Source organism: Pseudomonas sp. PICF6 (assembly GCF_009831705.1).
GTDB classification, from domain to species: Bacteria; Pseudomonadota; Gammaproteobacteria; order Pseudomonadales; family Pseudomonadaceae; genus Aquipseudomonas; species Aquipseudomonas rhizophila.
Window position 1 is genome coordinate 325,205 of sequence record NZ_WUUD01000033.1, and the last position, 12,035, is coordinate 337,239.

Consider the following 12,035-nt stretch of genomic DNA (forward strand, 5'->3'; position numbering starts at 1 on the left):
GCGCCGGAGCCTATGACTTCCTTGAGAAACCTTTCCCCAGCGATCACCTGCTCGACAGCGTGCGCCGGGCCCTGGCCTTGCGGCGCCTGGTACTGGACAACCGCAGCCTGCGCCTGGCCCTGAGCGACCGCCATGAACTCAGCGCCCGGCTCGTCGGCCAATCACCCTCGATACTGCGCCTGCGCGAGCAGATCGGTCATGAGCCCGGCGCTTTCACCGGCGCGCAGAAGCGCCGCATCGGCAAGTTCGAGTTCGCCAACGGCGGTACGCTGTTTCTCGATGAAATCGAAAGCATGAGCCTGGACGTTCAGGTCAAACTGCTGCGGCTGCTGCAAGAGCGAGTAGTGGAACGACTGGGGGGCAATCAACAGATCCCGCTGGACATCCGCGTCATCGCCGCCACCAAGGAAGACCTGCGTCAGGCCGCTGATCAGGGTCGTTTTCGCGCCGACCTGTATTACCGCCTGAACGTCGCGCCGTTGCGTATCCCCCCGCTGCGTGAACGCGGTGAGGATGCCCTGATGCTGTTCCAGCATTTCGCCGACGAAGCCAGCGCCCGTCACGGCCTGCCGCCCCACGAGTTGCAACCGGCCCAACGGGCATTGCTGCTGCGCCATAGCTGGCCGGGCAACGTGCGAGAATTGCAGAACGCCGCCGAGCGTTTTGCCCTGGGTCTGGAACTGGCCCTGGACAACAGCGCGCCCGACGGTAGCCCCGGTGCCCCGGTCGAAGTGATCAGCGGCGGCTTGAGCGAGCAGGTGGAGAACTTCGAGAAAACCCTGATCGCCGCCGAACTGGCCCGCCCTCACAGCTCGGTGCGCAGCCTCGCCGAAGCCCTGGGCATTCCGCGCAAGACCTTGCACGACAAGTTACGCAAGCATGGGCTGAACTTCGGCGACAGCCAGGGCCATGCCGATGAGTCCGACTGAGTCTGCTTGAGTGATTGCCATCTTCCCTTTCAAAAGAGGCCCTGCATGAACCGCGACAGCCGCTACCTGGAATCGATCCTGCACCACGACATCCCGTTGACGCGGGACATGGGCCTGAAGGTGCTCGACTGGCAGGCCCGGCAACTGCGCCTGTTTTTACCGCTGGAGGCCAACGTCAACCACAAGAGCACCATGTTCGGCGGCAGCCTGTACTGCGGCGCAGTGCTGGGCGGCTGGGGCTGGCTGCACCTGGCCCTGCGCGAAGAGGGCATTGAGGACGGGCATATCGTCATTCAGGAAGGGCAGATCAGCTATCCACTGCCAGTCACGAGGGACGCCACAGTCATTTGCCAGGCTCCCGAAGAAAAGGTCTGGAAACGCTTTCTGGCCACCTACCGGCGCTACGGACGCGCACGACTGACCTTGCAGACCCAGGTGATAAATGCCGGGAGCGAAGCACCAGCGGTGCAATTTGTGGGGCAGTACGTGTTGCACCGCTGACCCCCGAGCATCACAAAAACCCCTGTGGCGAGGGAGCTTGCTCCCGCTCGGCTGCGCAGCAGACGCATTGGGGCCGCTTCGCAGCCCAGGGGGAGCAAGCTCCCTCGCCACAACAACTGTCCCAGGTCCAGCAAGGGGCAGTCGATTCAGGAGCGGGCCAGTTCCAGCAGTTTCCCACGCCACGCCGCCTTTGCCGGCAACGCCAGGAAGGATTCATTCAACAGCGACTCCCGCGGCGGATAGCAGAACGGCTCGCCGCGTAGGTCCAGCACCTCGCCGCCCGCACCCTCCAGCACGCCTTGGGCGGCGGCGGTGTCCCACTGGGACGTCGGCGCCAGTCGCGGATAGCAATCCGCCGCGCCCTCGGCCAGCAGGCAGAATTTCAACGAACTGCCGATGCTGGTCAGTTGCAACTCACCCAGGCTCTCGCTCAAGCCGCCCAAGAGACGCTCTTGCTCCGGGCTGGTATGGCGACGGCTGGCGACCACCGTAAAAGCATCACCCGGCGCCGGCACGTTACGCACTTCGATCGGCAACGGCTCGCCCCCCTTGTCGCCACGCCAGGCACCAAGCCCCGCGCCACCGACGTAAAAGCGACCATTGGTGGGCATCGACACTACGCCAAACACCACCCGCCCCTGCTCGATCAGTGCGATATTGACGGTGAACTCTTCGCTGCCGGAAATGAACTCCTTGGTGCCGTCCAGCGGGTCCACCAGCCACCAGCGTTGCCAACCGGCGCGCACGCTTTGCGCAATATTGGCGTCCTCTTCGGAGAGGATTGCAATATCCGGCGCCAACGCGGTCAGCCCGGCCACGATCACATCGTGAGCGGCCATGTCCGCGGCGGTCACCGGCGATGCGTCGGCCTTATGGTTGACCTGCACATTGGCTCGCCAGAACGGCAGGATCGCCTCACCGGCCTTGAGCGCCAGCTCGACCACAGGGGCCATTAGAGGATGGGGGAAATTCATGACAGGAACGCTCCGCGCTGGGTCAGCAGGTCACGGGCCAGGTACAGCGCCGCCAAGGCCCGGCCCTCCGTGAATTGAGGGTTTTGCGCCAAGGCCGACAACTCACGCAGGTTGACCTTGTCCACGCGCATCGGCTCAGGCTCGTCGCCTTCCAGCCGCTCTTCATAGAGATCGGTCGCCAGCACCACCTGGATCTTCTGGCTCATGTAGCCGGGGGACAGGGACAGTTCAGTCAGGTGCTCCAATTGACGCGCACCAAAACCGGCCTCTTCTTTAAGCTCCCGCTCAGCAGCCGCCAACACGTCTTCACCCGGCTCAATCAAACCCTTGGGCAGGGACAATTCGTAGGCATCGGTGCCGCCGCAGTATTCTTCCACCAACACGGCGTGATCGGCGTCGAGCATCGCCACGATCATTACCGCGCCGTAACCCGCGCCCTTGCCCGCCAAACGCTCATAGGTGCGCTCCACGCCGTTGGAAAACCGCAGTTTCAGTTCTTCCACGCAAAACAGGCGGCTGGTGGCGACGATCCGTCGATCGAGTATGGTGGGTTTCTGGCGCATAAACGGCTCCCTGGGCGATAGCGGGCTACTATACCCGGCCTATTCTGATTGTTTGTGTCGGATATCCGATTACCGCTGGAGAAGTTTTATGGCCTTGCTGCCCTGGCACGAGATCGATACGGTGCTGCTGGACATGGACGGCACCCTGCTGGACCTGCATTACGACAACCATTTCTGGATGGAACACTTGCCCCAACGCTACGCCGAACTGCATGGCGTGAGCCGGGCCATGGCGGAGCTGGAGCTGCAGCCGCTGTTCGAGCGCAACGCCGGCCAATTGCAGTGGTATTGCCTGGACTTCTGGAGCACCGAGCTGAAACTGCCGGTGCGCGAACTGAAGCTGGAAACCGCGCACCTGATTGCCCTGCGCCCGGACGCCGACACGTTCCTGGCGGCGATCCAGCGGGCGGGTAAACGGGTGGTAATGATCACCAACGCCCATCGCGACTCATTGTCCCTGAAGCTGGAACGCATCGAACTGGCCCCTTACTTCGAACGTTTGATCAGCTCTCACGACTACGGTTTTCCCAAGGAAAGCCCGCAGTTCTGGGATGCCCTGCAAGCCGATCTGAACTTCGACCCGGCCCGCAGCCTGTTTATCGACGACACCTTGCCAGTGCTGCGCAGCGCCCGGGAATTCGGCGTGGCACACCTGCTGGCGGTCAGCGTACCGGACAGCCGCAAGGGGCCGAAGGATACGGGGGAGTTCGAGGCGTTGGGGGATTATCGGGATTTGATTGCCGGGCTTTGATCGCCGGCCGTTAGCATCGCGAGCAGGCTCGCTCTCACAAGGTTCCTTGTTCGCCACAGATCCAGTGTGGGAGCGAGCCTGCTCGCGATGAAGACAATGCGGTCCTCAAGCTTTATTCGGGAATGCGCAGCACCTGCCCCGGATAGATCTTGTCCGGATGCGACAGCATCGGTTTGTTGGCTTCAAAAATCTTGTTGTACTTGTTCGCATCGCCATATTCGGCTTTGGAGATGGCGCTGAGTGTGTCGCCCTTTTTTACGGTAACAAAGCGAGCGGCCTGGGCGACTGGCCCGGTTACCGTGATCTGATCATCAACACTGCCCACACCTGCGATGTTGCCTACCGCCAGCAGGATTTTCTCCTTCTCCTCCTGACTACCCACCTCACCAATAACAGTAACTTTATCGCCCTCAATGGTCGCCTGAACATTCGGGTTACCAAGACCAACCTTGCTGATGTGTTCTTTCAGTTGCTCACTGGCGTTGGCATTACCGGGAGTCAGCAGATCGATCAGTTTTTCGCCGGCCTCCTTCACAAAACTAAAAATACTCATGGTGCACGCTCCTTGGGTTTAAGTGTCCAGACGCAAAAGCCTAGACCAAGCCAAACGAACCCGGTTCCCAGCCGACCAATGACCCTGCCGCGCACAAAGCGCTAGAATCCCAACCTTCCCGCGCCCTGGAACGAAGATGGACATCAAGCAGCTGAAATTTCTCATCGCGCTCGACGAAACCCGCCACTTCGGCCAAGCGGCCGCGCGCTGCCACATCACCCAACCGACCCTGTCAATGCGCCTGCGCAGCCTTGAGGAAGAGCTGGGTCTGCCGCTGGTCAATCGAGGCCAGCGCTTTGAAGGTTTCACCGCTCCGGGGGAGCGGGTGTTGGCCTGGGCACGCACGGTCATGGCGGCCTATGACGGTCTACAGGCCGAAGCGGCGGCCTGCCGTGGCAACCTGGTGGGTACCCTGCGCCTGGGAGTGGTGCCATTGTCGGACTTCGATCCGTTGTCGATGATGCAGCGGCTGCACAGCGAGCACCCTAACCTGCATTTCGAATTGTCATCCTTAAGCTCCGAACGCATCCTCGAACAACTGGCGAACAACCGCATCGACCTGGGCATTTCCTATCTGGAGCGCCTGGACACCGAGCGCTTCGACGCCCTGCCCTTCAACCATACGCGCATGGGCTTGCTATTTGACCAGCGATACTTCTATTTCGGCGAGCAGCCGCTGAGCTGGGAAGCGCTGATCGAGTTGCCCCTGGGCATGCTCACCAGCGGCATGCATTTTCGTCAGTCCATCGACCACAACTTCCACAGTCGGGGCCTCACACCCCGCCCTCTGCTGCAAACCGACGCGGTGCATCAATTGTTACAAGCCGTACACGGCGGACTGTGTTGCGCCGTGATGCCGCTGAACAGTGGCCTGGGTATGCTGACCCGAGACTTGCGCATCCAGCCCATCGAAGACGCGCAAACTCTGGTCCCGCTGGGTCTGATCATGCGCCGCGGCGCTCCGCGCTCGGCTTTGGCGGAGGCTTGCTTCGCCCTCTACCAGAAATCATCAACGACATCTTGATCGACGTCATCTATTGATAGATCAGTAATAGCGATTAGACGTGGCAGATTGCCGCATTTAGTCTTATCACTATTCCCACTGTCAGTGATGCCTATGAACGACAAGCCTCCGGTCCGTTCTGCGCCTGCGGAGAAAATACCCGCGCCAGCCGCCAGCCAGAGCTATCGCTACTGCAACCTGGACCATTCCCAATCGGACAGCACCGCGCTGGCCGAGGAAGTGGCGCTGGCGATCGCCTATAACGGCATCAGTCAGGCCGTCATGCTGGTCACGCCGTCTGACCTTGAAGACTTCATCGTCGGCTTCAGCCTAGGCAGCGGCATCATTGAAGACCCTGCGGACATCTATGACGTGCAACTGAGCGGCGACGGTTCTGCGCAATACGCCCAGGTAACCATCGCCAACCGCGCCTTCTGGAACCTCAAGCAACAACGCCGACAACTGGCCGGCACCAGTGGCTGCGGGCTTTGCGGGGTGGAAGCGGTGGAGCAGGCATTACCGAACCTCAAGGCACTGCCCGGCACGCTACTGCCACCGGCCCAGTGGCTCGAAGGCCTGCGTCAACGCATCGGCCAGTTCCAGCCCCTGGGCCAGCATTGCGGCGCGGTACACGCGGCGCTGTTCATGAACGCCCAAGGCCAATTGCTGCTGGGACGCGAAGATATCGGCCGGCACAACGCGCTCGACAAACTGATCGGCGCGCTGATCCGGCAACAGATCCCGGTGAACGGAGGCGTGGCGATCGTCACCAGTCGTTGCAGCCTCGAATTGATCCAGAAAGTGTTGCGCGCCGGCATCCAGACCCTGGTCAGCCTGTCGTCACCCACCGGCCTTGCCGTGCAGTGGGCCCGCCAGCACAACCTCAATCTCATCCACCTGCCGCAGAAAAGTGCGCCGCGGGTCTATAGCCCTGCGATGGAGAATCAAGCGTGAGCAATCATCAACAAGCCGATCAGAAACCCGTACCGCGCTACAAGCCCTACAAGGGCCCGGCCGGTGGTTGGGGCGCGCTGATCAGCGTCGCCCAGGCCTGGCTGACCAGCGACAATGCGCTGAAGAACCTGCGCATGATGCTCAAGACCAACCAGAACGGCGGCTTTGACTGCCCAGGCTGTGCCTGGGGCGACTCACCGGAAAGCGGCATGGTCAAGTTCTGCGAGAACGGCGCCAAAGCGGTGAACTGGGAAGCGACCAAGCGCCGTGTCGATGGCGCATTCTTCGCCAAACACAGTGTGACGTCGCTGCTGGAGCAGAGCGACTATTGGCTGGAATACCAGGGGCGCCTGACCGAGCCACTGAGCTACGACGCCGAAACCGACCGCTACAAACCCATCAGTTGGGAAGCGGCATTTGCCCTGATCGGCAAACACTTGCAGGGGCTCTCCAGCCCGAACCAGGCTGAGTTCTATACCTCGGGCCGGGCCAGCAACGAAGCAGCCTACCTCTATCAGTTGTTCGTGCGCGCCTACGGCACCAACAACTTTCCCGACTGCTCGAACATGTGCCATGAAGCCAGTGGCGTGGCGCTGTCTCAGAGTGTCGGCGTAGGCAAAGGCACCGTGACTTTCGACGATTTCGAACACGCCGACGCGATTTTCGTCTGGGGCCAGAACCCGGGCACCAACCATCCACGCATGCTCGAACCGCTGCGCGAAGCAGTGAAACGCGGCGCCCAGGTGGTGTGCATCAACCCGCTCAAGGAGCGTGGCCTGGAGCGTTTCCAGCACCCACAAAACCCGATCGAGATGCTTACCAACGGGGACAAACCGACCAACTCCGCCTATTTCCGTCCGGCCCTGGGTGGCGACATGGCCGTGCTGCGGGGCATGGCCAAGTTCCTGCTGCAATGGGAACGTGAGGCGCAAAACACCGGCGCTGCTGCAGTGTTCGACCACGCGTTCCTGAACGAACACAGCATCGACGTACTGGATTACCTGGCCGTGGTCGATGACACGCCATGGGAGCAGATCGTTGAGCAGTCGGGCTTGACCCTGGTCGAGATCGAACAAGCGGCGCGCATGTACGCCATCAGCAAGAACGTGATCATGTGCTGGGCGATGGGCATCACCCAACATCGCCATTCGGTGGCGACCATCCAGGAAATCGCCAACCTGATGCTGCTACGCGGCAACATCGGCCGGCCGGGCGCCGGTCTGTGCCCGGTTCGCGGCCACAGTAACGTGCAGGGCGACCGGACCATGGGCATCAACGAGCGTCCGCCAGCGGCGTTCCTTGACTCGCTGGAGCGTCGCTTCCAGTTCAAGGTGCCGCGCGAGAATGGCCACAACGTGGTCGAAGCGATCCACGCCATGGCTGACGGCCGGGCGAAGGTCTTCATCGCTCTGGGCGGCAACTTCGCCCAGGCCACCCCGGACAGTGATCGGACGTTCCAGGCGTTGGGCAATTGCGACCTGACTGTGCAGATCAGCACCAAGCTCAACCGCAGCCATCTGGCTCATGGAAAAGAGGCGCTGATCCTACCGTGCCTGGGCCGTACCGATATCGACCTGCAAGTCGAAGGCGCACAAGCGGTGACCGTGGAGGACTCCTTCAGCATGGTCCATGCATCCAATGGCCAATTGCAGCCGCTGTCGAACCAGATGCGTTCCGAGCCTTGGATCATTGCCGGCATCGCCGCCGCCACACTGGGCCACCACCCGGTGGACTGGAACTGGCTGGTGGCGGACTACAATCGCATCCGCGACCTGATCGCCGATACCATCCCGGGGTTCAAAGACTTCAACGAAAAGCTCCAGAACCCCGGCGGCTTCTATCTGGGTAACAGCGCCGGTGCACGTCGCTGGAACACCGCCTCAGGCCGCGCCAACTTCAAGCCCAACCGGTTGCCGACCGACCTGGTGCATGAGCGCACCCGCGCCACCGGGCAGTTGCCTGACCTGATCATGCAGTCCATGCGCTCCCACGATCAGTACAACACCACCATCTATGGCCTCGATGACCGCTATCGCGGCGTGAAGGGCCAGCGTGACGTGTTGTTCGTCAACGAAGCGGACATCATTCGACTGGGCTTCAAACCTGGGCAGAAGGCCGACATCGTCTCGCTCTGGGATGACGGCCGCGAGCGACGGGTCAAAGGCTTTACCCTGTTGGCATTTGACATTCCCGCCGGACAGGCCGCCGCCTATTACCCTGAAGTGAATCCGTTGGTGCCGTTGGAGAGCACCGGCGACGGCAGCCATACCCCGACTTCGAAATTCGTGGCGATCCGTCTGGAAGCGGCGAGCGAGAATGGGCTGATTCTGGCCAAGTCGGCCTGACACAACGTGCCAGGCGATTAGGTTGTGTGGGAGCAAGGCTTGGCTCCCCACAATCCTGCTTTTCAATCGCCCACAAAAAAGGCCGTTTTCCATAGAAAACGGCCTGTCCGAAGTAGCTAAAGACCGGCGAAAATCTGTTAAGTTCCGCTCAAAAAACAATAACTTATCGAATTGTGCACAAGTCGTGTTACTCGTCGGATTTCGATTGTAACCAAGCGAAGCCAGCCTCAGGATCGCGCCGTCATCCCTTTGAGGCTCCTCTATGAAGTTCTCCTCGATTCTCTTGTTGTCCCTTGGCCTGATCAGTGGCGCAGCCTCTGCCGGTGGCACCACCGAAGCAGGCGTGGGCGGCGCATTGGGCGGGGTTCTGGGTTCTGTGGTCGGCCAGTCCTTGGGCGGCAACACCGGGTCCACCATCGGCGCAGCCTTGGGTGGCGCGGGTGGCAGTGCGGTCGGTGCGGACAAACGCAGCCGCGGCGAAGCAGCGATTGGCGGTGCGCTGGGCGCAGCCGGCGGTAACGTGGTCGGCCGTAGCGTAGGCGGCACCACCGGCAGCCTGATCGGTGCAGCAGCAGGCGGCGGCGCTGGCGGTGCACTGGGCAACTATATGGGCAAGGACGATGACGACGATCGTCGTTATGACGGTCGCCGGGGTGATCGCCGCTACTACCGTGACGGCCATCCAGGTCGTGGCCATGCCTACGGGCATCGCAAGCACAAGCACAAACATCGCTATCACGACGATTGATCACTGGCTCTAACCAGTAGTCGATAGAAAATCGCAGTCTTCGTCAGCGCTTCTCAAGCGTCTGACAGGAGACTGCGATTTTTCGTTTAAATCACCAGCCGTTCCAAAGCGGCGCGCAACCGATCCGGAATCGCCACTGGCCGATTCGAAGACCGCTCCACAAAAACATGCACAAAGCGCCCCGCCGCGCAGGCCTCCTCCTCCCCCGCCTTGAACACCGCCAGTTCATACTGCACTGAACTGCTGCCCAGCTTCCCCACCCGCAGACCGATTTCAATCCGGTCGGGAAAGGCGATCGAGGCAAAGTAGTCGCAAGCCGAACTCACCACGAACCCCACCACCTCCCCATCGTGGATATCGAGGCCGCGGACCTCGATCAGATAAGTGTTCACCGCCGTGTCGAAAAAACTGTAATAAGTCACGTTGTTGACGTGACCGTACACGTCGTTATCGTGCCAGCGTGTGGTGATCGGTTGCAGGTGCGGGTATTCGCTACGTTGGGGCATCAGGTGTCCTTTACGGTTGCTCAATGGTTCATGCGTTGTTCAGGATTTTGAGGCCTGGTGTTGTGCGAATCCCTTGCCCTGGGCCGCCAGCTCCCCGATCAGACGCGCGGGCTTCCAGTGGTCCCCCTGCTTCGTTTCGAGTTCCAGCAGCCGTGCATGGATGTCTTCAAGTCCCTGATGGTCGGCCCAGGCCATCGGGCCGCCCTTGTCCGCGGGGAAGCCGTAGCCGTTGAGATACACCAGGTCGATGTCATGAGCCGACTCGGCAATACCTTCCTGCAGGATTTTCGCGCCCTCATTGACCAGCGCCAGCAAGCAACGCTCGAGGACTTCCTCGGGGCCGATCTCGCGACGCTGAAAACCCAACGTTTCACTGACTCGCTGCACCAGCGCATCGACCTCTACATCATGCTCGGCCTGGCGACTGCCGGCTTCGTAGTGATAGTACCCGTCGCCGCTTTTCTGGCCGAACCGACCCAGTTCGCACAAACGGTTGTCCACTTGCACCTCGGGTGCATCCTGACCTTTGCCCGCCAGTTCCCGAGCGCGCCACTCCAGGTCGATACCGACGACGTCGTACATGCGAAACGGCCCCATGGCGAAGCCGAAACCCTGCAATGCCGCGTCAACCTGATGGGGAAACGCCCCTTCCAGCAGCATCTTGCGCGCCTCCAGCACATAGGGGTGAAGCATCCGATTGCCGATGAACCCGTGGCAATTGCCCGACACCACGCTGACCTTGCCCATGCGCTTGCCCAATACCAGGGCTGCGTCCAGCACCGCTTTGGAGGTTTGCGCCCCACGAACGATTTCCAGCAACTTCATGATGTGCGCCGGGCTGAAGAAGTGCAGACCCAACACCTGGGTGGGGCGGCGGGTGACGGCGGCAATCGCATCGATGTCCAGCGCCGAGGTGTTGCTCGCCAGAATGGCTTGCGGCTTGAGCAAGCCGTCCAGCTCGCGGAAGATCTTCTGCTTGAGCTCAAGGTTCTCGTAAACCGCCTCGATGACCAGATCCACATTGCGGATCGCCGCGTAGTCATCTGCCCGCGTCACCCTGGCGATTCGGGCATCGGCTTCACCCTGGTCGATACGGCCCTGGCGCACGTTATGGGCATAAGTATCGGCCACGGCAGCCAACGCCTGTTCCAGCATCTGCGGGTTGTTGTCGACCCACTGCACCGTCACGCCGGCGTTGGCCAGGCACATCACGATGCCCCGCCCCATAGTGCCTGCACCGACTACGGCGGCGCGCTGAATATCGAAGGGTGTCTGGCTCATGTTTGCTCTCTTGTTGGCGATCCAAAGACAGCCCTCACCTTAGTCAGCCGCAGAATATTTTTGAAATTTATTCGTGTGATGGCGGGCATTCATCGGATGGATGCGGATTACAAAGCCGCTTGAACCCAGCGGCGAACTTCGGCGTACGGGTAATCCTCCAGCTGCGCATATCCTGGAATCGTCCGTGCCTTCAGTTTGGTGAACAACGGCACGCTGATGCCGCAGAGGAACCGGGTCACCCGCTCCGCAGAGGGTGCACTGCCGGTATGCTGCTCGTGCCTGTTGATAAAGTCGCCACACAGTGCGTTGAAGTCTCTGTCCACCAGTACTGGTAATGGTGGTGGCTCCGGTAGACGGGCAACGTGTCCATGGCACACCGAACAATGACCACAACGCTGCGGTGCACTTTCATCGCCGAAATACTGGGCCAACCGATAACCGAGGCAATGATCGGTGGCGAACAGTTCGAGCATCGCGTGGATCCGCGCGATCTCCCCACGCTCGTGCCGGGTGAAATAGTCGTGCAACTCGGCGCTCAGTGCCTGAACGTCGAACCCTGCTTCAAGCACGTTATACACCTCGGTCATCTGTTTGCTTTCCAGCTCGATCCAGCCCTTCTCCTGAAAGTAATCCAGCGCCTTGACCACACGGTTCCGCTCGGCGTGATACAGCTGGTACACCCCGTCGAAATCCACCGTGGCCCAGGTACGGGCACGGCTGGAGGTCTGGATGATGGCCGAGACAAACGCCTGACGCTCCCCTTCGAAGTGCTCGAGCAATGCCTGCGGCTCGATCAGAAACTTGAAGCGATACTCCGCGAAATAGGCATAACGCGGCGCGATCAGCCGGCGCAGTTCCAATTGCACCAGCAGCGTCTTGAGCGGTAGTTGCCGGATGTTGCTCTTGTCCGCCAGCGGCCCCAGCAAA

General features: G+C 61.0%; 13 protein-coding genes. 7 read left to right on the forward strand and 6 right to left on the reverse strand.

The features are described 5' to 3' along the window. A partial coding sequence (locus tag GSM73_RS24220; RefSeq protein WP_160894092.1) for a sigma-54 dependent transcriptional regulator occupies window positions 1-929 on the forward strand: 929 nt, incomplete at its 5' end. A gap of 45 nt (window positions 930-974) precedes the next feature. Further along, window positions 975-1,430 carry a YiiD C-terminal domain-containing protein gene (locus GSM73_RS24225; protein ID WP_047226860.1) on the forward strand — a complete coding sequence of 152 codons (456 nt, stop codon included), beginning with the start codon at window positions 975-977 and terminating at the stop codon, window positions 1,428-1,430. 146 nt (window positions 1,431-1,576) lie between these two features. Here the strand turns inward: GSM73_RS24225 and cysQ are convergent, their stop codons facing one another. Beyond that, window positions 1,577-2,404, reverse strand: coding sequence for a 3'(2'),5'-bisphosphate nucleotidase CysQ (cysQ, locus tag GSM73_RS24230; RefSeq protein ID WP_160894028.1), 828 nt, complete (start codon window positions 2,402-2,404; stop codon window positions 1,577-1,579). Then, window positions 2,401-2,967 carry an ADP compounds hydrolase NudE gene (nudE, locus tag GSM73_RS24235; protein ID WP_160894030.1) on the reverse strand — a complete coding sequence of 189 codons (567 nt, stop codon included), beginning with the start codon at window positions 2,965-2,967 and terminating at the stop codon, window positions 2,401-2,403. Before nudE ends, cysQ begins: the two co-directional genes overlap by 4 nt. Before the next feature lie 88 nt (window positions 2,968-3,055). Here nudE and yrfG point away from each other — a divergent pair, with 88 nt between their 5' ends. Continuing rightward, window positions 3,056-3,718 carry a GMP/IMP nucleotidase gene (gene yrfG, locus GSM73_RS24240; protein ID WP_047226857.1) on the forward strand — a complete coding sequence of 221 codons (663 nt, stop codon included), beginning with the start codon at window positions 3,056-3,058 and terminating at the stop codon, window positions 3,716-3,718. A 112-nt stretch (window positions 3,719-3,830) separates the two neighbouring features. Here yrfG and lysM read toward each other — a convergent pair whose 3' ends face one another. Continuing rightward, window positions 3,831-4,271, reverse strand: a complete 441-nt coding sequence (lysM, locus tag GSM73_RS24245) for a peptidoglycan-binding protein LysM (RefSeq protein ID WP_107323084.1) — start codon at window positions 4,269-4,271, stop codon at window positions 3,831-3,833. Between the two features lie 136 nt (window positions 4,272-4,407). Between lysM and GSM73_RS24250 the strand changes: the two genes are divergently transcribed. The 4 genes from GSM73_RS24250 (at window position 4,408) to GSM73_RS24265 (ending at window position 9,321) form a co-directional block, all read left to right on the forward strand. Continuing rightward, entirely contained in the window at window positions 4,408-5,295 is an 888-nt protein-coding gene (locus tag GSM73_RS24250) for a LysR family transcriptional regulator (RefSeq protein WP_076383281.1), read from the forward strand. A 93-nt stretch (window positions 5,296-5,388) separates the two neighbouring features. Continuing rightward, window positions 5,389-6,228, forward strand: a complete 840-nt coding sequence (fdhD, locus tag GSM73_RS24255) for a formate dehydrogenase accessory sulfurtransferase FdhD (protein WP_160894032.1) — start codon at window positions 5,389-5,391, stop codon at window positions 6,226-6,228. Then, window positions 6,225-8,573 (forward strand): FdhF/YdeP family oxidoreductase, encoded by a 2,349-nt coding sequence (locus GSM73_RS24260; RefSeq protein WP_047226853.1) that lies wholly within the window; start codon window positions 6,225-6,227, stop codon window positions 8,571-8,573. Before fdhD ends, GSM73_RS24260 begins: the two co-directional genes overlap by 4 nt. 262 nt (window positions 8,574-8,835) lie before the next feature. Then, window positions 8,836-9,321 carry a glycine zipper domain-containing protein gene (locus GSM73_RS24265; RefSeq protein WP_047226852.1) on the forward strand — a complete coding sequence of 162 codons (486 nt, stop codon included), beginning with the start codon at window positions 8,836-8,838 and terminating at the stop codon, window positions 9,319-9,321. Window positions 9,322-9,407: 86 nt separating this feature from the next. On the opposite strand, the gene GSM73_RS24270 is transcribed toward GSM73_RS24265, so the two are convergent. The 3 genes from GSM73_RS24270 to GSM73_RS27930 form a co-directional block, all read right to left on the reverse strand. Then, window positions 9,408-9,827: a thioesterase family protein gene (locus GSM73_RS24270; protein ID WP_160894034.1), complete on the reverse strand. Its 420-nt coding sequence runs from the start codon at window positions 9,825-9,827 to the stop codon at window positions 9,408-9,410. 39 nt (window positions 9,828-9,866) lie between these two features. Continuing rightward, window positions 9,867-11,108: a 3-hydroxyacyl-CoA dehydrogenase gene (locus tag GSM73_RS24275; protein ID WP_160894036.1), complete on the reverse strand. Its 1,242-nt coding sequence runs from the start codon at window positions 11,106-11,108 to the stop codon at window positions 9,867-9,869. Window positions 11,109-11,215: 107 nt separating this feature from the next. Continuing rightward, window positions 11,216-12,035: RecQ family zinc-binding domain-containing protein (locus tag GSM73_RS27930; RefSeq protein ID WP_256677078.1), on the reverse strand; the 820-nt coding region annotated here is incomplete at its 5' end.

Bases quoted from the DNA above. Each gene is read 5' to 3' on its own strand.
- GSM73_RS24225 (WP_047226860.1), top strand. From the start codon at position 975: ATGAACCGCGACAGCCGCTACCTGGAATCGATCCTGCACCACGACATC.
- cysQ (WP_160894028.1), bottom strand. From the start codon at position 2,404: ATGAATTTCCCCCATCCTCTAATGGCCCCTGTGGTCGAGCTGGCGCTC.
- nudE (WP_160894030.1), bottom strand. From the start codon at position 2,967: ATGCGCCAGAAACCCACCATACTCGATCGACGGATCGTCGCCACCAGC.
- yrfG (WP_047226857.1), top strand. From the start codon at position 3,056: ATGGCCTTGCTGCCCTGGCACGAGATCGATACGGTGCTGCTGGACATG.
- lysM (WP_107323084.1), bottom strand. From the start codon at position 4,271: ATGAGTATTTTTAGTTTTGTGAAGGAGGCCGGCGAAAAACTGATCGAT.
- GSM73_RS24250 (WP_076383281.1), top strand. From the start codon at position 4,408: ATGGACATCAAGCAGCTGAAATTTCTCATCGCGCTCGACGAAACCCGC.
- fdhD (WP_160894032.1), top strand. From the start codon at position 5,389: ATGAACGACAAGCCTCCGGTCCGTTCTGCGCCTGCGGAGAAAATACCC.
- GSM73_RS24265 (WP_047226852.1), top strand. From the start codon at position 8,836: ATGAAGTTCTCCTCGATTCTCTTGTTGTCCCTTGGCCTGATCAGTGGC.
- GSM73_RS24270 (WP_160894034.1), bottom strand. From the start codon at position 9,827: ATGCCCCAACGTAGCGAATACCCGCACCTGCAACCGATCACCACACGC.
- GSM73_RS24275 (WP_160894036.1), bottom strand. From the start codon at position 11,108: ATGAGCCAGACACCCTTCGATATTCAGCGCGCCGCCGTAGTCGGTGCA.